Here is a 20158-nt window from a genome sequence, read left to right as displayed (position 1 = left end):
CACACGCCGCGTTCCCCTACCCGGTCAGCGGTGCGCGTCGCGCAGCAGCGCGTCGACGACGCGGTCGGCGAAGGTGGCGAGCTCCCGCGCGTCCTGCCGCCCGAAGCTGGAGGTCCACAGGGCGAAACGGCCGAAGAGGGCGGACCACAGGAGCATCACCGTCTGTTCGGCGCCGTCCGGCCAGCGCAGCCCTTCCGCCTCGCAGATGTGGATGGCATCGACCCATTGCCGCCACAGCAGACGGGCCGGGTGGATCGGGCCGGGTTCACCGAAGCTGGACGAGTTATGGCCGAACATCAGCCGGATGACACCGCGCTCGGTGCGGGCGAAGGTGCAGAAGGCGTGCGCCTGGGCGCGGAGGCGTTCACCGGCGTCGGCCCCCTGGGCAGCTGCCTGGGCGTCGGCGTCGCGCATGGCCGCGACGACACGTTGGTAGCCGTCCTCGGCGACGGCGCGGGCGAGCTGGTCCTTGTCGGCGAAGTGCAGATACATGCTCTGTGCGGCGATGCCGACTTCGCGTGCCACCTCCCGGAGGGACACCGGCAGGGGGTTTCCGCTGAGCTTCTGGTCGAGGAGCCGCGCCACGGCGGCCAGGATCTCCGCGCGGAGCCGGTCCCCCTGGCCACGGGGATTGCGCCTACGTGTGGTGTCGGTGGCGGTGTCCTCGTTCATGCGTCACATTCTGCGGTACGTCGATGCCTTGCCCGGCGGAGCCGGAGGACCGGTGATGCGGTGCGATTCCGCACGCCGCTCACCAGGTGACCGGAAGGGAGGTGAGCCCATAGACGATGGAGTTCCTCTTGAAGGGCAGCTCGTCCTCGGCGATGGCGAGCCGCAGCCCGGGAACGCGTTCGAAGAGCCGTGGCCAGGCGACCTGCATCTCCACCCGCGCCAGGTTCTGCCCCAGGCACTGGTGGGAGCCGAACCCGAACGCCACGTGGCGGCGGGCGTCGCGCCCGATGTCGAGCGTGTCCGCGAGGCTCTCACCCTCGTTGGCGCCGAAGACACGGGGGTCCCGGTTCCCCGCGATCAGCGAGACGATGACCCCCTCCCCCGCGCGGACGAGCTGCCCGCCCACCTCGACATCCTCGAGGGCCACACGCCGCGGATCGGTGGAGACGATGCTCCAGTAGCGCAGCATCTCCTCCGCGGCGCTCGGCGCCAACTCCGGGCGGTCCCGCAGCCGGTCCCGCTGCTCGGGGTTGACCAGGAGCGCCACCGTGCCCAGGCCCAGCATATTGGCGGTGGTCTCATGCCCGGCGCCGACCAGAATCCCGACCAGGACCGGCAACATCTCGGGCGCGAACCCGTCCGGCCCCGTGTGATGCTCCAGCAACCGGCTGATCATGTCGTCCGAGGGCTCACGGCGCTTCCGCTCCACGAGGGCCTCGAAGTACGCGAACGCCTCCCGCTGCGTACGGGCGCGCTCCTCGTGGCTGACGTCCAGGTCCGTCCCGGCGTTGGCGTGCCGCTCGAAGAGGGCGTGGTCCTCGTAAGGGACACCGAGGATGAGGCAGATGGCCCGCGAGGGCAGGGGCAGCGCGAAGTCCTGGATGAAGTCGACCGGACCGCCCTTGGCGAGCATGCCATCGATCAGTTCATCCGTGATCCGCAGCAGTTGTTCGCGCATCGCCTGAGTGCGCCTGACGCTGAACTCCTTGGTGAGCATCTGCCGAAGCCGGGCATGCTCGGGGTCGTCCAGCCGCAGAAACAGACCGCCCTCGTGTTCGGGCTGGTTGGAGTGAACCAGCGGGAAGTCCGGGTGGCGTACGTCGGCGCTGAACGACGGGGAGGAGAGGACGGCCCGGATGTCCGCGTGCCGTGTGGCCAGCCAATGCGTGGAGCCGTCCCAGATGGTGACCTTGTGCAGCCCGCCCGCTTCCCGGAACGCGGTGTGCTGCGGAGGCGCGCTGAACGGACAGCTGCGCGGGGCGGGGAAGAACGGTGCTTCCTCGGCGGAAGCGGTCCCGGATGTGGTGGTCGTCATCTCGCCTTCCTCGGTTGTTGAGGGGTTGAGGACTGCCTTTTGAATAGCCTTACGGATATCACCTTACGAGCGTCACCTTACCGGGACAAGAAACTTCGAGCCCGAACGGCGACTACCGGAGGAGCCACGGCTTGATAGGCCGTCAGAGGCATGTGGCATTCACACGGATGTACCATCCACCACCAACGTGCAATGGGCCCAGATGAGGGAGCTCGTAGTGGACACTCCTGCCGAGAACGCCAACTTGAAGTCCCAGTACGCGGCTCAGGTCGCGGCCGACCTGGAGCGCAACTCCGCCGAGCGCGAACGTCTCAGCGCCGAAATCGCGGCGCTGCAAGAGCAGTTGGCGGTGCTGGAGGACAACCGGGCGCTGCTGCTCAGCATGCGGCAGACCCTTGGTGACGATGCCGCCGGTGGCGCGACGGAGAGCGGTGGCGTCAGTGGCTCTGGGGAACCGGACGCGCAACGAGAGGTCGCGGCGCTGTCCGCCACGCGCAAGGCGAGGAAGAAGGCCAACGCGGCCGGTGGCAAGCGGAAGGGGGCGGCGGAGTCGGGCGGAAGCCGTCCACGTCGTCAGCGGGTGCGGGAAACGGGGGTGCCCACGCTTCGGGAGCTTGTGAGCAATGACCTCGCCCAGCACGGCGAGCCCCGTTCGGCGGCAGAGGTGACCGCCGCGCTGAGCAAGGCTCTTCCGGAGCGTGAGATCAAGCCCACGGTCGTGCGTGGCACTCTCGAATCACTCGTCGCCAAGGGGCAAGCACACCGCACCAAGCAGAAGAAGTCCGTCTTCTATTCGGCGGCCACCACGGATGCGGCCGCCGATGCGGGCGAGTCCGGCGAGGCGCGCGCTTCCTGAGATGCCACGGAAGATGCCGCGGAGGGTGCCACGGACGACAAGGGGTCAGCGCAGGTGACGGACGCTGCGGCGCTCCCGGAGCAGTACCCGCGCGGTGGCCGGTAGCGGCGGACGGGCGGGGGCGCGGAGAAGGCCGGGGCCCTTGGTGGCGGCTGCCGTGGCCATGAGGAGCTCGATCTCGATCATGGCGCGGAAGAGCGGTCGGCCCTCGGGCGGTGCGAGGCCGACCATGCTCCGGCTGGTGGACAGACACTCACGGGCCTCGCCGAGCAGCTGCGCCAGAAGGCCGCGGATCGCGGCGGTGTCCCAGGCGTTCTCCAGGTCGGCGCGGGTGACACCGTGAGCGTCGAGCGTCTCCCGCACCAGATTCAGGCGCCCGTCGGCGAGGTCCTCGGCCAGGTCGTTGACGAAGTCCAGGCGCTGGCTGCCGTCGATGTACACACGGCACGCCTCGCGGTAGTCCGTCGCCGGATCCTCCCCGGCGATCAGGCCCGCGATCAGCATGAACGCCGGGAGAGCGTAGGCGTCGACGTAGCGCTGGTAGTCCACTTCGGTGGCGAATCCGGTGAACTCCAGCTCCGTGGCGGCCGCGTCGAGGAAGTCCTCGACCCGGCCGCGCATCCCGGGGTGCGCGGAGACGGTGTGCAGCAGCGGCCCTACGGCGGGATCCTCGCTTTCGCCACCGGCCAGGCCGTCACGCACCTCCTTCACCCACTCCGCGCAGGCCCGGCGCGCTCCGCGACGGGGCCGCTGTCGGCCGACCGCCAGACCACTACGCGGGCCGGCCGGCCCTGAGCCGCGTCTTCAGGTGATCTTGCCTGGCGCCGCGGGTGCCAAGCGTGCCACCGGCGGCAGCGGTGAGTGCTGCGGTGAGGCGTGGAATGCCTGGATCACGAGCGCGGCGAAGCGCCGGGATGCCGCCACCCGGGCGGCCTTCGACGCGGTGTGGATCCCCCTGTTCGCCATCAGCATGAGGACCAGGTCGTCCAGGACGAAGTCGGGGCGCAGATGGCCCGCTTCCTTGGCGCGGTGGGCCAGTTCGGCCATCGACCTCAGCGCGTATGCGCGCTCCGCGGCGAAGTCCATCGCATCGGGGAAGGTCGACATGAAGGCTTCGGTGAAGCCCCGGCTGCGGGCGTGCAGCTCACAGGTCTTCTCGATCACGAGGCAGAAGCCGCGCCACGGATCCGGCTCGCCATGCCCCTCGTCGACGATGGCGCGACATACGCGCATCTCGTCCGTCAAAGCTTCGGTGGCCAGCATCTGCTTGGTCGGGAAACGGCGGTACAGCGTGGCGGGGCCGACCCCGGCGTGCCGGGCGATCTCCCGCATCGGCACCTTCAGCCCTTCGGTGGCGAACAGCGCGCGGGCCGCGTCGAGGATGCGCTCCCGGTTGTCCGAGGCGTCGGAGCGCAGCGTGTGAGGCAAACGGTCGGTCACCGCTCTCACTTTAGCCAAGTGGACGGGGGCGTCCGTTAGCGTCCCTCGGACCGGTTCCGATCGCTCCCGTCGAGCCCGTCGAGCTCACCGATCCCGTCGATCCCACCGACCCCGTCCATCCCAGAGCAAGGAGACGACCTTGAAGGCAGTCGCGATCCAGGCGTTCGGACCTCCCGAAGGTCTGGCAGTGATCGACCTCCCCGTCCCGACTCCCGCCGCCGGACAGGTGCTGATCGCCAATGAGGCGATCGGTGTCGGCGGCTCCGACGCCGTGATCCGGCGGGGCACTCTCGCCGCCTATGGCTTCCAGGAAGGCCATATCCCCGGCAGCGAGGTGGCGGGCACCGTGACCGCGGTCGGCGATGGCGTCGATACGTCATGGGTCGGGCGGCGCGTGTGGGCGTTCACCGGCGTGGGCGGCGGCTACGTGGAACAGGCGATCGCCGCGGTCGAGGAGATCCTCCCCCTCCCCGCGGGCCTCTCCGCTGTCGACGCGGTGACGCTGGGGAGCTCCGGAGTCGTGGCCCACTTCGGTCTGTCCCATGCCCACTTCGCTCCCGGCGAGTCGGTGCTGGTGCGGGGCGCGGCCGGTAGCCTCGGGATCATGACGGTCCAGCTCGCGGCGCGTGGCGGCGCCGGGGCGGTGGCGGTCACGACGTCGTCGGCCGAGCGTGGCGATCGGCTGCGCAAGCTCGGCGCCACCCATGTGCTGGACCGCTCCGGCGCGGGAGGCGACGACGCTCCCTCCGGCTATGACGTCATCATCGACATCGTCGCCGGTGCGGACATGCCGTCCTTCTTCGCCAAGCTCCATCCGAACGGTCGCATGGTGGCCGTCGGCGCGGTGGGAGGCATGCCACCGGAGGACTTCGGCATGACGATGATGGCGGCGTTCCAGAAGTCCATGTCGTTCGCCACGTTCAGCTCCGACACCGTGGCCGAGTCCGATCGTCGTGCCGTGCGGACCGAGCAGTTCGACGCCGCGAGCCGCGGCGAACTGCGCACGGTGATACATGAGCTGCTGCCGTTGGAGCAAGCCGTGCTGGCGCACCGGAAGATGGACACCGGCGAGGTGTTCGGCAGGATCGTACTGACACCGTAACCCGCGATGCGATACCAGCGGCCGTGGGTCACATGGCACCGTACGTATCCCGGGGGATCTTCCCGGCCAGGGTGTGGGGAGGGCGCGTGGCATCGGTGAACGGGCAGAGCGACGGCGGCACGTGGCCCGCGGGGCTGGACGAGGCGATACGCGCCACCGCGGCCGACATCGCCGCCACGCTGCGCGGCGCGTCCGACACCGGGGCTCCGGTGCCCGGGTCGCGGTGGACGGTCGGGGAGGCGGCGGCGCATCTGGCGCAGGCCAATGAGCTGATGGCACACCTCGCGGACGGGAAGGAGCGCGGCTACGGGGACGGCACACCGCAGGGGCTGGCGGAGGCGAACCAGCGCGCGCTCGCCGCGTTCGCCGAGCGCCGGGCCGAGCATCTGGCCGCCATGATCATGGAGCAGGCCGAAGCCTTCCTCGAGTCGGCGGCCAGGCCCGCGTCAAACGCGGCACCTACGTCATACGCATCACACGGCGAGCTGGTCACGCCGATGGGCCCGATGAGCCTGGAGGTACTGGGGTCCTATCTGCTGACCCATATGCTCGGCCACGGCTATGACCTCGCCCGTGCGCTGGGCCGCCCGCACATGCTCAACCGGGCCCGGGTCGAGCTGACCCTGCCCTTCCTGATCACGGCCATGCCACGGGTGCTCGACACCACGGCCGCCGCCGGGCTCACCGCCCGCTACGCCATCCGCCTGAGGGGTGGCGCCTGCTTCGGCGCCACCTTCACCGACGGTGCGGTGACCGTCACACCACACCCGCCGAGTCGCCCGGACTGCACCATCCTCACCGAGCCCGTGGCCTTCCTCCTCATGGCGCTGGGCCGCCTCGGGCCGTGGAGCGCCGTCGCCAGGGGCCGCGTCCTGACCTGGGGCCGCAAGCCCTGGCTCGCACCTCGCTTCCCCGCGCTCTTCTCGCCACCCTGAGCCACCCCGTGGCTCAGGTGGCGCAGGACGGATGGCCCCAGCCGTCGGGGTTCCTGCTGATGCTCTCGCCCTTGGCGTAGGGCGTACCGCAGCGGCACCGGCCGGGGAACTTCGCCTTGATGGACCCCTTTGAGCCGGTGCTCTTCTTCGCGGCGGTGCCCCGCCCCCCTGCCGCCGCCGTACGCGGGCGCGCCGTGCCACCACGACCGGCCGAGCGCGTCCCCGTCTGGGTCTCGGGCGGTGGCAGGGCGGAGCCCAGCGAGGTGCCCACGGGCTGCTGGGTACGGGCCGTGTGGCTGGCCGCCCGGTCGGCGGCCGCGTTGAACGGGTCACCGTCGATCTGGTGCGCCGGAACGTACACGAATTCCACCGTGCGGCCGTCCAGCAGCTCGTCGATGCGCATCACCAGCTCGCGGTTGGCCACCGGCGACCCCGAGGCGGTCTTCCACCCCTTCCTCCGCCACCCGGGCAGCCATGTGGTGACCGCCTTCATCGCGTACTGGGAGTCCATGCGCACCTCCAGCGGCACGCCCGCGTCGGTGGACTCCAGCAGCTCGCGCAGCGCGGTCAGCTCGGCGACGTTGTTGGTCGCGGTGCCCAGCGGCCCGGCCTCCCAGCGCTCCACCTCACCGTCCGTGCCCGCGATGACCCATGCCCAGGCCGCGGGCCCGGGGTTTCCCTTCGATGCCCCGTCACACGCGGCGATGATCTGTTCAGCCATACGCCGATACTGCCAGCTCCGCCGATCCGGCCCGACGGCAGACCCGTCGGCCGGCCCCCTCCGCGGCTCCAGGGCGTTCACCGGATTCACGCGGAACGGGCACATCACGTACACGCGTTCGGGCGTCACACATGCGAGTCTCCGAGAGCTTGTGCCTTGAACATCCGTACCCGCGGCGCCAGTTGGCGGTCCGGGTACTCGTCTCGGAGAGGACACCCCCCACATCATGTCCACTCATCGCGCGCGCCGGTCACGGCGCCTTCCTCTGCTGGCCGTCGTGGCCGCGGCCGGTGTGGCCGCCCCTTCGGTCGCCGCCGCCGACACACCGGCCACGGCGGACACCACCCGGCCCGCGGCCGTGCAGGCGCCCGACGACTACTACCAGGACGCGACGGGCAAGAGCGGCCCGGAGCTGAAGGCGGCGCTGCACACGATCATCAGCGAGCAGACCAAGCTGTCCTACGACGAGGTGTGGGACGCGCTGAAGTCCACGGACGAGGACCCGGACAACCCGTCGAACGTCATCCTCCTCTACTCCGGCCGCTCCCAGGCCAAGGACGCCAATGGCAGCGACCCCGACGACTGGAACCGCGAGCACGTCTGGGCGAAGTCGCACGGCGACTTCGGCACGGCCACCGGGCCCGGCACCGATCTGCACCATCTGCGCCCGGCCAATGTGAAGGTGAACAGCACCCGCGGCAACAAGGACTTCGACAACGGCGGCGAGGAGGTGCCCGACGCCCCGGGCAACCGCACCGACGACGACTCCTTCGAACCGCGTGACCAGGTCAAGGGCGATGTCGCCCGGATGATCCTCTACATGGCCGTCCGCTACGACGGAGACGACAGCTTCCCCGACCTCGAGCCCAACGACAAGGTCGACAACGGCTCCGCGCCCAACATCGGCCGTCTCTCCGTCCTGAAGAAGTGGAGCGCCGAGGACCCGCCCGACGACTTCGAGAAGAACCGCAACGAGGTCATCTACGACCGCTTCCAGCACAACCGGAACCCGTTCATCGACCACCCGGAGTGGGTCGACTCCATCTGGAAGTAGCCCAGCTCCCGACCCTGCCCCTGCCCCGGTACCAAGACGCGCCGGGGCGGGGGCGCCGGTCCTGTGGTAGGCAGTCCTCGTGCGTATCCTCCTCCCCCTGCCCGACCGGGACTTCGACGTCACCGAGGTGGCCGTGCCCTGGAAGCTGCTGACCGACCTCGGCCATGAGGTGGTGTTCGCCACCGAACACGGCGACGGTCCACCCGCGGCCGATCCGCTGCTGCTCACCGGAGTGCTCTTCGGGCAACTCGGCGCGGAGCCCGAGCCCAGGGAGTTCTACGGGCAGCTGACCGGCGAGGCCGCCTTCCGCCACCCCGTGGCCTGGGCGGACCTCCGGCCCGAGGCGTACGACGGGCTGATCCTGCCCGGCGGCCACGCGCCCGGGATGCGCCAGTACCTCGGCTCCGGCCTGCTGCGCGAGAAGATCGCGGAGTTCTGGCGGCTGGACCGCCCGGTGGGTGCCATATGCCACGGTGTCCTCGCCCTGGCCCGCACCCGCGACCCGGACACCGGCCGCGGCCTCCTCGCCGACCGGCGCACCACCTGTCTGCCCGGCTACATGGAGCGGACCGCGTACTACCTCACGGCCTGGCGCCGTGGCCGCTACTACCGCACGTACCCGGCCTACGTCCAGGACGAGGTCGTGGCCGCTCTCGACGACCCCGCCCAGTTCGAACGCGGGCCCATCGAGCTGCGGCGCCGTGGCACGGCCACCGACGACACCCCCGCCTTCGTCGTAAGGGACGGCAACTACCTCTCCGCCCGCTGGCCCGGCGACGCCTACCTCTTCGCGCGGCGCTTCGCCGCGATGCTCACCTGACCGGCACACCCATCAGGACGGGCCTTGTGTGGCCAGCCGGAGCAAGGTGGTGGCGAGGACGTCGACACCGTGGGCGCACGCTTCGGGGGTGGAGTACTCGCGGGGGTTGTGGCTGATCCCGTCGTACTCACCGCGTACGAAGACCATCGCCGTGGGGCAGAGCGCGGCGATCTCCTGGGCGTCGTGTCCGGCGCCGGAGAGCAGGGAGATGTGTTCCAGGCCGTGGTCGTCGGCGGCCTGGGCGATGGCCTTCTGGACGCTCTCGTCGAAGGGGACGTACGCGGTCTTGGCCATGCGCCGAGCGGTCAGTGTGAGCCCCGGCGTGCCGTTCTCCAGGGTGCACAGGAAGGCGGCGAGGTCCTCCTCGGCGCGGGCCATCCGGACGTCGTCGGGGTTGCGCAGATCGACGGTGAGCTCGGCACGCGCCGGGACGATGTTGGTCAGGTCCGGGTGGACGGCCAGGTGGCCGACGGTGGCGCGCAGCTCGCCGTAGGTGCCGGAGTCGACCATGGCCCGCAGATGGACGCCGATCCGGGCGGCGGCGAGGCCGGCGTCGGCGCGCAGACGGGTCGGGGTGGTACCGGCGTGGGCGGCGCGGCCGTGGATGGTGATCTCCTGCCAGGAGATGCCCTGAACACCGGTGACGACGCCGATCTGGACATCGTTCTCGGCGAGCACCGGGCCCTGTTCGATGTGGCACTCGACGTAGGCGTACGGCGGGGCACCGGCGGTGGCCACGCTGTCGATGTGCGACCCGGTCAGCACGGGGGCAGCCGTGGGGTCGGTGCCTTCGCGGCGGCCGTAGATGTTGCCCATCCGGTCGATCCGGACCGTCAGCCCGGCCTGCTCCATCCACCCGATGACTTGACGCCGCCCGGCGGCGTCGGTGAGCGCCAGACGGTTCACCCCGCGCAGACCGGTGCGCTCGTCGTCGTACGCGCCGATCTCGGCGAGGCCCATCAGCGACTGCCACAGTCGGTGGCCGTTGACGGTGATCGCGTCGGGGGTGGGACCCGTCATGTTCGTTCTCCCATGGGGGTCGGATGCGGATGGGGTCAGATGTCCGCGGTGGTGGTGGCTGGGTTGGCCGCGGCGCCCTCCGTGCTCAGCAGCACCACGGTGGAGGCGGGGCCGAGGCCCAGTGCGGCGCGGCGCTCGTCGGCGCCGTCGCCGGCGAGCGCGGCGCGCAGCCCGGCGAGTGAGGCGGCGCCGCAGGGGCCGCTGGAGATGCCGAGCCGGGCGAGGTCACCCGCCGCGCGGGCGCTCGCGGCGTCGGGTATGGCGATGGCCGCGTCGAGACCGTCGCGCAGATGGGGCCAGGCGATGCTGGAAGGGGTGCCGCAGTTCAGTCCGGCCATGATGGTCTCGCCGGTGGTGACGCTGACCGGTTCGCCACGGATGAGGCTCTCGATGACGCAGGGGGCGGCCGTGGGTTCCACCGACAGCAGCGCCGTGGGCGGCCCGCCCGGACGGCTGCGGTAGTGGGTGACGACAGCGTGGGCCAGCGAACCCACGCCCATCGGAATGGCGATGAGGCCGGGCGTCCCCGCTCCGGCGGCCGCGAGTTGCTCGTCGATTTCGGCGCAGAGGGTGGAGTAGCCCTCGACGATCCAGCCCGGTATCCGTTCATAGCCGGGCCAGGCGGTGTCCTGGACCAGGAACGCACCCGCCTCGGCCGCCTCGGCCGCCTGGCGCACGGCCTCGTCGTACGCTCCCGTGACCTGGGAGACCTCCGCCCCCTCCGCGGCGATGGCCGCCACGGCCTCCGGATGGACACCTCGTGGCACGAAGATCCGGGCGCGGTGGCCGAGCAGGCGCGCCGTCCGGGCCACGGCGCGGCCATGGTTGCCGTCGGTGGCGGTCACCAGGACGACGGGTGCGGTGGCATCGCCGCGTGCGGCCCGCGCGGCGAGGGCGCGGTGCACGGCCCAGGACGCGCCCAGGGCCTTGAAGGCGGGCAGGCCCAGACGGCACGACTCGTCCTTGACGAAGACCCGCCCAACCCCCAATTCGACTGCCAGTGGCGGGAGTTCGGTCAGCGGGGTGGGGGCGTAACCGGACAGGGAGGCGTGGAAATCCCGTACCTCGGTGGGGGCGGGCGGACAGGTCCAGCCCCGGGCGGCGGGGCGGGCGAACCACGGCGGCTCGGCGACGGAGGAAGCGTATGCGGGCACGTGGCCAGCGTGCGGCCCGCACCTCCCATCGGTCCAGCGAATGTTTCCCATCTCTATTCACCGGCAGAACCGACGAATAGTGCGCCCTTCACAGCAATTGAGCTCTTCACCGCGAGGAGAGCGGGAACCCCGCGTTCGACCTGCACCGACTGCGTCTGCTGCGCGAGCTCAAGCACCGCGGCACCCTCGCGGCCGTCGCCGCCGCCCTCTCCTGCAGCCCGTCGTCCGTCTCCCAGCAGCTGTCCCAGCTGGAGGCGGAGGTCGGTGTCCGGCTGCTGGAGCCGGTGGGCCGCCGGGTGCGGCTCACCGAGCAGGCCGAGATCCTCGTCGCCCATACCGAGGCGGTGCTGGAGCGGTTGGAGCACGCCGAGGCGGACATCGCCACTTCCCTCACCGATCTGACCGGCACCCTGCGCATCGCCTCGTTCCAGACGGCCACTCTCGCCCTGGTGCCCGGCATGCTGAGCCTGCTGCGCGACCGTCATCCCGGCCTGAGAGCGCACATCACGCAGATGCCACCGGAAACGGCCATCCCCGCGCTTCAGGCCCGCGATTTCGACCTGGTCGTCGCCGAGGAGTACCCGGGCAACCCCAACCCGCGGCCGCCCGGTCTGGAGCAGGAGGATCTGTTCGATGACCCCCTCCACCTCTCCCTGCCCGCACGGGCCGGTGAGCGGAGCGACACCGGGCCCGGCCCCAAGGGCGGCCCCACGGCTTCGTTGCGCTCGCTCACCGGCCTTCCCTGGGCCATGGAGCCCGAGGGCACGGCCGCCCGCCACTGGGCCATGACCCTGTGCCGGAACGCCGGTTTCGAGCCCGATGTGCGGTTCGAGACCACGGACCTCCTGATCCACCTCCGCCTCGTCGAGCAGGGCCACGCCGCCGCCCTGCTCCCCAGCCTCGTATGGAACGGAGCGCCCCCGACCGTCGCGCTGCGACAGCTCCCCCGGGGCCGGCGCACCCGCCGTGTCTTCACCGCCGTACGCCGGGGCCGCACCCGACACCCAGCGATCATGGCCTGCCGCCACGCGCTGCGGCAGGCGGCCGCGGACGTGGCCGCCTCGGCCGACGGGTGAAACGGAAACATCGTCGGCCCCGACCGCGGACGGTCGGGGCCGACGAGGAGTACGCTCGGGCTCAATGACCTTTAGTCGTCAACGCACTTGGGGTACTTCGAGCCACGGTTGCAGTCGTGGTAGTCGTACTTGCTGACCCGGAACTTCTTCTCCTCGCCGCCCTTGGCCGGATCCACGACCAGGTAGAACTTCTTCCCGTCCTTGACCTTGTCGGTGACGGTCCCGTCAGGGCCCCGGTCAAAGTCCTGCGCGCACCCGGCGAGTGTGAGGGCTGAACATGCCAGGAGGGCAAGGGCAAGGCGACGCATGTCGTGCTCCGATCAACGTGAGGATTGCGAGACAGTCTAGGGGGCATCGGATCATGGTCCGGCCAGGGGTGGCATTCGCTCATCCGCGGGGAAACGCCTGGTGGATGGCGGCGGGAAAGGGGAAGAAAAACGCCCGACGAAGACCGTCCGGGGTGTCCTACAGTGGTGTCGGGCCGTGACTGGCGCTGAGGTGGAGCACCACCGGGGAGCGGCCTGACGATCGGGTCGATGCCGTGCGCCTGGGCGAGTAGTCGGTAACGCCTGGGAGGCGACCTTGTCCTCGACACAGACGGCCCAGCTCATGGATGGCGCCGGTCTCGCCCGGCGCATCGTGGCGGAAGCGGCGGGCCATGCTTCGGAGATCGCTCGACGCACGGGAATCACCCCCTGTCTGGCAACGGTGCTGGTGGGCGAGGATCCGGCCTCGGCCACGTATGTCCGTATGAAGCGCGCCCGTTGCGCCAAGGCGGGGATAGCGTCACGGTTCGTCGCCCTGCCTGCCGCCACGACGACCTCGGAGTTGGTCGCCACCCTCGGCTCCCTGTCCCAGGACCCCGAAGTGCACGGCATCCTGCTACAGCATCCCGTCGGGGCTCATATCGATGAGCGGGCGGCGTTCGAGGCCATCGCTCCCGAGAAGGATGTCGACGGCGTCACCATGAGCTCCTTCGGGGCGATGAGCTTCGGGTTGCCGGGGTTCGCGTCATGCACTCCGGGAGGCATCATGCGCCTCCTGGACGAGTACCGCGTCGAGCTCGCGGGGCGGCGCGCCGTGGTGGTGGGCCGTAGTCCGATCCTGGGCAAGCCCGTGGGAATGCTCCTGCTGGCCCGGGACGCGACGGTGACGTACTGCCACTCCAGGACCGCCGACCTGAGCGCGGCACTCCGGGAAGCCGATGTCGTCGTGGCGGCCGTGGGCCGGCCCCGGCTCATCCGTGGCGAGGACATCAAGCCGGGCGCCGTGGTGATCGACGCCGGGTACAACCCCGGCAACGTCGGGGACGTCGACTTCGATTCCGCGTGTCGGCGTGCCCGGCTGATCACCCCGGTGCCGGGCGGGGTGGGGCCCATGACCATCGCCGTCCTGCTGGCACAGACCGTGGACGCCGCCCGGCGGCAGACGGGTCTGACCGGCGTACGGGCGGATTGCTGAGCGGTCAGCCGCCGCGCCGGGCTCCTGTCAGCGCCCGGTGCAGCACCTCCTCGGCGAAGGCGGGCAGCCGTGTGTCGGCGCCGGGTCCGTGCATGTCCATGTTGAGGACGACGTTGGCCTGGCGCACCAGCACCTGACCGCCGCCGTCCCATCGCCACCAGGCCACCTCCTGCCCGAGGTCGAGCGTGGACCTGCGGCCCCAGCCGTGTTCTCCGCTGATGGTGTCCGCGTTGCGGAACGTCATCACGGCTTCCTGGACGGCGCTCTGCCCCGCCTCCGCCTGCCCGATGGTGACCACCAGGTCGATTCTGGGCGACACATCGCCGTCGGTGGTCCAGTAACAGCGGGACTCCCCGTGGCTGAAGGCTTCCCGGGTCGACAGTCGCGGTCGGGGGATGGCCCGCGCGGCCATGTGCTCGTCCAGCAGCTCACAGGCCTCGGGCAGGGAGCGGTAGCGTTCGTCGTCCGGGGTGATGCGGGTGATGGCCAGCCCGGGCAGCATCAGACAGACCACGAGCGGGGACAGCGCCGAGGCGATCGCATCTCGTGGCACGGATGGATCGGCGCTGCTCAGCGACGCCAGCAACCAGTCCCGGCCGGTGACCAGTTCCTCGCTGTGGGAGGGCGGCGTCATCCCCGGAGGGTAGTACGTCTTGACCTGTTCGCCCAGGAACATCGCCAGCAACGGAAGGAGGCACACCACCGCGGCGGCGGCACGGCGGGGTTCGGCGACGGCGCGCGTGCCGGGCAGCGTCCATACGGTCCGGCGGTCCGCGCGCAGCAGCGCTCGTGGACTGCGGGCCAGGGCGTGGTCGGCGGTGTCCTGCCAGACCGCGCCGCCCACGAGCAGGCTCAGCGGGACCACCGCGTACAACGACGCCCGCAGGTCCAGCGTGGCGGCCAGGACCACGAAGAGCGCGACGGGGACGACGGTGACCGTTCTCCTCAGCAGGAGGGGTAGCCGGCCGGGCGCCGCGCGGGTGTACGGCCCGGCGGGGGCGCCCTTTCGGACGCCCCCTGTGGCGCATGCCCCCCGTGGCCAGGGCCGGTGGCCGGGGCCGGTGGCTAAGGGCGGATGTAGGGCCGGGTGATGATCTCCATGTTGTGGCCACTGGGATCGTCGAAGTACGCGCCACGGCCGCCGAAGAGACGGTTGATCCGACCGGGGTCGTTGTGGTGGGGATCGGCGTAGTAGGTGACGCCGACCGCTTCCAGGCGGGCGATCATGGCGTCGAACCGCTCGTCGGGCACGAGGAACGCGTAGTGCTGCGGCTGTATGGGCTCGTCGCGCTTCTCGTAGTAGTCGAGTGTCACGCCGTTGCCGAGATCGACGGGCAGAAACGGGCCGAACGGGGCTCCGACCTCCACCCCCAGAATCGCGGCGATGAACTCGGCGGACAGCGCCCGGTCGTGCGCGTAGACGGCGGTGTGATTCAGCTGGACGGCGGTGGCCGGGGGCTCGGAGTCGTGCTGGGGCTGGGCGTGGTGTGACATCTGTGGTGGTGTCTCCGCATCGTGGAATCCGCTGGAACAGGCGCCACACGGACGGGCGCCAGGAGGAAGGACACGGAGGAAGGGGCGGGCCTCTGGCCCGCCTCGGGCTCACGCCGAGGCCGGGCGCCTCACTCGTGCGTGGCCCATGGCCGACCCGGCAGTCACGTCGCCGACTCTAGCAGCGCCCGCGTGTCCGGCCCCGGCGGTCAGTACCCGCGCCATCTCCGCGCCGCGCACAAGCCCATCCGGGACCCGGGCACCTGGTCACTCCCCGGCGGCACCCGGGGGGCGAGCGTCATGTCCGATTTCCGCCAGCACGCCTCCTCTCCCTTGGCGCACAGTGGAGGTGTGATGAGCGACGACAGCAGGTACGAGGCGGTGTGCAGCCGCGACGCACGGTTCGACGGCGAGTTCTTCTTCGGTGTCGCCACGACCGGGATCTACTGCCGGCCGAGCTGCCCCGCCACCACACCCCGGCGCAAGAACGTCCGGTTCTTCCCGACCTCGGCCGCCGCACAGGGCGCCGGATTCCGGGCCTGCCGCCGCTGCCGGCCGGACGCCGTGCCCGGCTCCGCCGACTGGAACGCGCGGGCGGACGCCGTCGGCCGTGCCATGCGGATGATCGGGGACGGGGTGGTGGACCGGGAAGGGGTGTCCGGGCTCGCCGCGCGGCTCGGGTACAGCGCCCGGCAGGTGCAGCGGCAGCTGACCGCCGAGCTCGGTGCCGGGCCGGTGGCGCTCGCCCGCGCCCAGCGCGCCCACACCGCGCGGATCCTGCTCCAGACCACCGCGCTGCGGGCCTCGGAGATCGCGTTCGCGGCCGGGTTCTCCAGCGTCCGGCAGTTCAATGACACCCTGCGCGAGGTCTACGCCGCCACCCCCACCGAGCTGCGCGCCGCCCGGCCGGAGAAGTCCGCCCTGTCCGGGCCCACGGGGGCGCCCGGCGGGGTGCTGGGGACCAACGGTGGGACGAACGGCGGAACGGCCGGGGTGCCGCTGCGGCTCGCCTACCGCGGTCCGTACGACACCACGCAGGTCTTCGACTACCTCGCCCGGCGTGCCCTCATCGGCCTGGAGGAGATGGCGGGCGCACCGGGCGCCCGTACCTACCGCCGCACGCTGCGGCTGCCGCACGCCTGCGCCATCGTCGAGGTCGACGAACGGCCCGGCGACGGCTGGCTGGAGTGCCGGCTGCGCCTGACCGAGCTGCGCGATCTGACCACCGCCATCCAGCGGATCCGGCGCCTGTTCGACCTGGACGCCGATCCGTACGCGGTCGCCGAGCGCCTCGGCGCCGATGCCGCCCTCGCGCCCCTGGTGGCCGCGCGGCCGGGGCTGCGTTCGCCGGGCGCCGCCGACCCGCATGAGCTCGCCCTCCGCGCCGTGCTCGGCCAGCAGGTCTCGGTGGCCGCCGGGCGGGTGCTGGGCAATGGGCTGATCGCCGCGTACGGCAAGCCCCTGGAGCGGCCGGACGGCGGGCTGACCCATCTCTTCCCGAGCGTGGAGGATCTCGCCGAGGCGCCGTTCGCCGAGCTCGGCACGGTGGAGAGCCGGCGCGCCACGCTGCGCACGCTCGCCACCGCGCTCGCGGACGGCACCGTGCGGCTGGACGCGGGCGCCGACCGCGACCGGACCGAGAAGGAGCTGCTGGGGCTGCGCGGCATCGGCCCCTGGACGTCCGGTTACATCAGGATGCGGGCGCTGAGCGACCCCGATGTGCTGCTGGAGTCGGATGTCGCCGTACGGGCCGGGGCCCGCGGCGCCGGGGCCCATCTGGAGGACTCCGAGGGCTGGCGGCCCTGGCGCTCGTACGCCATGCACCACCTCTGGAACGCCCCGCGGCCCCGGCCCGCGTGACCCCGCCGGGAGACACCCGCGGCCCCTTTATGCCGCTGAGAGCGTGCGCAGGCGGAGCAGATGTACAACGCCTCGTGGCCGGTGCGGATGACGGCCGGGCAGGGCGAGGGCGCGCCGCGCCCCGGCGATCTGGTGTTCTTCGGCACCGCGGGCAATATCCACCACACCGCGATCTATCTGGGCAACGGGCAGATCGCCGAGGCCCCGCAGTCCGATGAGGAGAGCCGGGTGGCCCCGCTGCGCAGCCATGACGACTACACCGGTGCCGTGCGGGTCAGTGGCGCGGGTGGTGGCGGCGGTGGTGACGCGCCCCAGTCCACCTGGGGCACCAATGTGCGCACCCACACCGAGCCGTCCATCGGCTCCGCGGTGCACTCCACCTTCCCCGGGCCGACGGGGATCCGCGTCGACTGCCAGCGGCGTGCCGAGCGGGTCACCTCCGAGGGCTACTCCAGCGATGTGTGGTCGCATCTGCCGGACGACGGCGGCAGTTGGGTCAGCAACATCTGTGTGAAGGGGCCGGAGTGGATTCCGGGTGTCCCGGCGTGTGACGGGGATCCGGGTCAGGGCCGTCCACCCGGTGACGGCGCCGGACCGCAGCGCCAGACGTGGGGCACCGATGTCACAGCGCGCAGCGGTCCGTCCTCGAAGGCCCAGGCGACGGACGCGCCGGCGAAGCCGACGACGGTACGCGTCGACTGCCAGGCGCGGGGCGAGGAGGTCACCGCGGACGGTGTCACCAACAACGCGTGGGCCCATCTGCCGGACCGCAACGCGTGGGTGTTCAACATCTACGTCCGCGGCGGCGCCTGGCTCGAGGGCATTCCCGAATGCGACACCGACCAGGGCGGGGGCTACGGCGACAACGTCGACTTCCGTAACACCTGGGGCGATGACGTACGGGTCCACCGGGACCCCGCACAGGGCTCACCGGCCGTGACCACGCTTCAGGGGCCCAGCCAGGTGCGGGTCCAGTGCCAGGTCCCCGCCGAGCAGGTGACGGCCGAGGGCTACACCAACGACGCCTGGAGCTATCTCTCCGACCGGCAGGGATGGATCAGCAACATCTATCTCAAGGGCGGCGCGTGGCAGGACGGTGTGCCGCTCTGCGCGCCGGGCAATCCGCCGCCGGGGAGGTGAACGGGGTCGGCCGGCGGTCGCCTGGGAGGTGAACGGGATCAGCCGGCCGCCAGGTCGCGCACCGTGCGCAGCCCGGCGGTGACATCCGCGATGGTCGCGCAGTCGCCCACCGCAGCCCCTGCGGGCAGGACGAGGTCCGTCGGGGGCCGGCGGGCGGCGACGGCGTCGGCCAGGTCGGACAGCGCGGCCCGCAGCCGGGCCGCGAGGGCGGGATCGGGCTGTGGGGCGCCCTGGTCGAGCCGTACGCCGCAGGCCGTGACCGCGTCCACGATCTTCTCCAGGGCCAGCACCACCGGCGCCCAGGCCGCCAGGTCCCGTCCGAACGGCGGGTGTTCGGCACTGGCCACCTCCACCGCGCGGCGGGCGTCGGCGAGCGCGCGGTAGGCCTCGCGGCGCAGCCGCAGCCGGGTGGCGTACGGCGCCTCGGCGGTGAGCACCCGGTCGAGGTGGTCGCGGGTGGCGCGGACCGCGAGCGACAGCCGTACCGACACCTGGGCGTGCGGGCCGCCGAGCCCGGGCAGCGCCCCGGCCGCCAGGACCACACCGCAGGCCAGCAGCGTGTCGGTGAGCCGGGTGAACCCGGGGTCGGTGTCGCCGCCGAGGTAGACCAGGGAGAGCAGCAGCGGGGTGAGCACGGCGGTCTGGAGGGCGAAGTGGCGTACGGAGACGGGGATCAGCGCGGAGCAGACCGCCGCGACGGCCACCGGCCAGATGCCGGGGTCGCCCGCGCCCGGGGCGAGCAGCGTGGCGAGGCCGCCGAAGACGGCCACGCCCACGGCGGTGCCGAGGGCGCGGGAGAGGGCCCGCGAGACCAGCGGGCCCATGTCGGGCTTGACCAGGAAGGCAGCCGTGGCGGGCAGCCAGTACCAGTGCGCGCCAGGCAGTTGCTGGGCGAGGGCGGTGCTGACGCCCACGCACAGGGCCACCCGGGCGGCGTACTCCCGGCCCGCCGGACCGAGCGCGCGGCGCAGCCGCTGCCGGTGACCGGGGACCACCGCGCCGACGGGCGGCGCCGGTTCGCCGTCGAACACCCGGGCGGCGAGCAGCACGGCCCGGTGCATGGCCACATTGCCCGCGGTGTCGGGCACCGGGGCGGGCAGCCGGCCCGGTGGCAGTCCGGTCCGTACCGAGCGGGCCAGTTGGGCGGGGGTGCGCGCGATGCGCTCGGGTACGGGTTCGTCCTCCCACAGGAGGGTCAGGATGCCCTCACTGAGCGCTCCGGCCACCGCCAGCCGGTCGCGCGACCGCCGCTCCTCCTCGTCGACGCGGTGCAGGGGGAGACGGTGGGCGTAGAGGGCTTCGTACGCCGCGTCGTAGGCGGCGGTCAGCTTGCGCCGGGCGGCTTGGCCCTCGTCGGTGCCGACCGCGGTCATCAGGTCGGCCAGGGCGTCGTACACGGCGGCCACCGCCTCCCGTTCACCGGAGGGCGCGGCCTGGCGCGAGGGGATGACGCGGGGCAGCAGGGCGGCCATGGCGATCACCCATGCGGCGCCGATGAGCAGCAGCCCCGCCCGGGCCGGCGGGGCCACCGGGAGGGGCATGCCCGCGCCGACGACGGCGAGCACCATCAGCTGCACCCCGGCGGAGGAGCAGACCGGGCCGATGGCGCTCATCGCGCCGGAGACCAGTCCGACCGCGGCGAGGGCGAGCGCGATCCAGATGCCGAGGCCCAGCGTGCCCAGCCAGGCCCCGGTCAGCAGCCCGAGGGCCCCGGCGAGGGCGGGCAGGCCGATGCGCACGACGCGGGTGGCACGGGTGGCGGGGCGGTCGTTGATGTGGGCGAACATCGCCCCCAGCCCGGCGAGCATCCCGAACGGGGTGTGTCCCGACGCCACGCCGACGGCCACCACCGGTCCCACGCCGAGGGCCCCGCGGACCACGGCCGCCCAGGGCACGGGCCCCCGCAGGGCCCGCACTCCGCGCAGGGGGTGCGTCAGCCAGTCGGGCGGTGTGCGGAGCGCGCGCAAGGATCCTCCGTGAGGTGGAAATCGTGGGGCTCTTCGAACCGTACGTGAGCAATGCGGAACTTTCGTAACCTGCG

General features: G+C 71.9%; 20 protein-coding genes and 1 riboswitch. Of the genes, 9 read left to right on the top strand and 11 right to left on the bottom strand.

Annotation, left to right across the window (positions count from 1 at the left end):
• Positions 1-24: 24 nt before the first annotated feature.
• Together KHP12_RS47990 and KHP12_RS47985 are read right to left on the bottom strand one after the other, a co-directional pair.
• Positions 25-672: a TetR/AcrR family transcriptional regulator gene (locus KHP12_RS47990; protein ID WP_244203144.1), complete on the bottom strand. Its 648-nt coding sequence runs from the start codon at positions 670-672 to the stop codon at positions 25-27.
• A gap of 79 nt (positions 673-751) precedes the next feature.
• On the bottom strand, positions 752-1987 hold the full coding sequence (locus KHP12_RS47985; protein WP_086884127.1) for a cytochrome P450: 1236 nt from the start codon (positions 1985-1987) through the stop codon (positions 752-754).
• A 202-nt stretch (positions 1988-2189) separates the two neighbouring features.
• On the opposite strand from KHP12_RS47985, the gene KHP12_RS47980 reads away from it, so the two are divergent.
• Complete coding sequence (locus tag KHP12_RS47980; RefSeq protein WP_167442658.1) at positions 2190-2843, top strand: hypothetical protein; 654 nt, start codon at positions 2190-2192, stop codon at positions 2841-2843.
• Between the two features lie 45 nt (positions 2844-2888).
• On the opposite strand, the gene KHP12_RS47975 is transcribed toward KHP12_RS47980, so the two are convergent.
• On the bottom strand, positions 2889-3554 hold the full coding sequence (locus KHP12_RS47975; protein ID WP_167442659.1) for a squalene/phytoene synthase family protein: 666 nt from the start codon (positions 3552-3554) through the stop codon (positions 2889-2891).
• 93 nt (positions 3555-3647) lie between these two features.
• On the bottom strand, positions 3648-4283 hold the full coding sequence (locus KHP12_RS47970; protein ID WP_208653153.1) for a TetR/AcrR family transcriptional regulator: 636 nt from the start codon (positions 4281-4283) through the stop codon (positions 3648-3650).
• Between the two features lie 139 nt (positions 4284-4422).
• On the opposite strand from KHP12_RS47970, the gene KHP12_RS47965 reads away from it, so the two are divergent.
• Entirely contained in the window at positions 4423-5385 is a 963-nt protein-coding gene (locus tag KHP12_RS47965; protein ID WP_211834691.1) for a zinc-dependent alcohol dehydrogenase family protein, read from the top strand.
• 86 nt (positions 5386-5471) lie between these two features.
• Entirely contained in the window at positions 5472-6320 is an 849-nt protein-coding gene (locus tag KHP12_RS47960) for a maleylpyruvate isomerase family mycothiol-dependent enzyme (RefSeq protein ID WP_308016671.1), read from the top strand.
• 13 nt (positions 6321-6333) lie between these two features.
• Here the strand turns inward: KHP12_RS47960 and KHP12_RS47955 are convergent, their stop codons facing one another.
• Entirely contained in the window at positions 6334-7041 is a 708-nt protein-coding gene (locus tag KHP12_RS47955; RefSeq protein ID WP_086884133.1) for a ribonuclease H family protein, read from the bottom strand.
• A 226-nt stretch (positions 7042-7267) separates the two neighbouring features.
• Here KHP12_RS47955 and KHP12_RS47950 point away from each other — a divergent pair, with 226 nt between their 5' ends.
• Together KHP12_RS47950 and KHP12_RS47945 are read left to right on the top strand one after the other, a co-directional pair.
• Positions 7268-8095: an endonuclease I family protein gene (locus tag KHP12_RS47950; protein ID WP_086884134.1), complete on the top strand. Its 828-nt coding sequence runs from the start codon at positions 7268-7270 to the stop codon at positions 8093-8095.
• A 79-nt stretch (positions 8096-8174) separates the two neighbouring features.
• Positions 8175-8915, top strand: coding sequence for a type 1 glutamine amidotransferase domain-containing protein (locus tag KHP12_RS47945; RefSeq protein WP_037957674.1), 741 nt, complete (start codon positions 8175-8177; stop codon positions 8913-8915).
• A 12-nt stretch (positions 8916-8927) separates the two neighbouring features.
• Here KHP12_RS47945 and KHP12_RS47940 read toward each other — a convergent pair whose 3' ends face one another.
• Both KHP12_RS47940 and KHP12_RS47935 read right to left on the bottom strand, forming a co-directional pair.
• Entirely contained in the window at positions 8928-9935 is a 1008-nt protein-coding gene (locus tag KHP12_RS47940; protein WP_086884135.1) for a hydantoinase/carbamoylase family amidase, read from the bottom strand.
• A 35-nt stretch (positions 9936-9970) separates the two neighbouring features.
• Positions 9971-11089: a diaminopropionate ammonia-lyase gene (locus tag KHP12_RS47935; protein ID WP_308016672.1), complete on the bottom strand. Its 1119-nt coding sequence runs from the start codon at positions 11087-11089 to the stop codon at positions 9971-9973.
• Between the two features lie 140 nt (positions 11090-11229).
• Between KHP12_RS47935 and KHP12_RS47930 the strand changes: the two genes are divergently transcribed.
• A complete protein-coding gene (locus KHP12_RS47930) occupies positions 11230-12165 on the top strand; it encodes a LysR substrate-binding domain-containing protein (protein ID WP_211835010.1) in 936 nt (311 codons plus the stop codon).
• A 71-nt stretch (positions 12166-12236) separates the two neighbouring features.
• Here the strand turns inward: KHP12_RS47930 and KHP12_RS47925 are convergent, their stop codons facing one another.
• Entirely contained in the window at positions 12237-12473 is a 237-nt protein-coding gene (locus tag KHP12_RS47925) for a hypothetical protein (RefSeq protein WP_086885525.1), read from the bottom strand.
• A 165-nt stretch (positions 12474-12638) separates the two neighbouring features.
• A riboswitch (ZMP/ZTP riboswitch) is annotated at positions 12639-12725 on the top strand.
• Between the two features lie 49 nt (positions 12726-12774).
• On the opposite strand from KHP12_RS47925, the gene KHP12_RS47920 reads away from it, so the two are divergent.
• Positions 12775-13626 (top strand): bifunctional 5,10-methylenetetrahydrofolate dehydrogenase/5,10-methenyltetrahydrofolate cyclohydrolase, encoded by an 852-nt coding sequence (locus KHP12_RS47920; RefSeq protein ID WP_211835009.1) that lies wholly within the window; start codon positions 12775-12777, stop codon positions 13624-13626.
• Positions 13627-13630: 4 nt separating this feature from the next.
• Here KHP12_RS47920 and KHP12_RS47915 read toward each other — a convergent pair whose 3' ends face one another.
• Both KHP12_RS47915 and KHP12_RS47910 read right to left on the bottom strand, forming a co-directional pair.
• On the bottom strand, positions 13631-14536 hold the full coding sequence (locus KHP12_RS47915) for a hypothetical protein (protein WP_211834689.1): 906 nt from the start codon (positions 14534-14536) through the stop codon (positions 13631-13633).
• Positions 14537-14691: 155 nt separating this feature from the next.
• Positions 14692-15120 (bottom strand): VOC family protein, encoded by a 429-nt coding sequence (locus KHP12_RS47910; RefSeq protein ID WP_086885522.1) that lies wholly within the window; start codon positions 15118-15120, stop codon positions 14692-14694.
• 351 nt (positions 15121-15471) lie between these two features.
• On the opposite strand from KHP12_RS47910, the gene KHP12_RS47905 reads away from it, so the two are divergent.
• Both KHP12_RS47905 and KHP12_RS47900 read left to right on the top strand, forming a co-directional pair.
• On the top strand, positions 15472-16977 hold the full coding sequence (locus tag KHP12_RS47905; protein WP_211834688.1) for an AlkA N-terminal domain-containing protein: 1506 nt from the start codon (positions 15472-15474) through the stop codon (positions 16975-16977).
• Between the two features lie 60 nt (positions 16978-17037).
• Positions 17038-18117, top strand: coding sequence for an NlpC/P60 family protein (locus KHP12_RS47900; protein WP_211834687.1), 1080 nt, complete (start codon positions 17038-17040; stop codon positions 18115-18117).
• A gap of 38 nt (positions 18118-18155) precedes the next feature.
• On the opposite strand, the gene KHP12_RS47895 is transcribed toward KHP12_RS47900, so the two are convergent.
• Positions 18156-20084 (bottom strand): FUSC family protein, encoded by a 1929-nt coding sequence (locus tag KHP12_RS47895; protein ID WP_211834686.1) that lies wholly within the window; start codon positions 20082-20084, stop codon positions 18156-18158.
• Positions 20085-20158 lie beyond the last annotated feature (74 nt).

Source organism: Streptomyces asiaticus (assembly GCF_018138715.1).
GTDB lineage: Bacteria > Actinomycetota > Actinomycetes > Streptomycetales > Streptomycetaceae > Streptomyces > Streptomyces asiaticus.
This window is presented reverse-complemented; position numbering and strand designations above follow the sequence as displayed.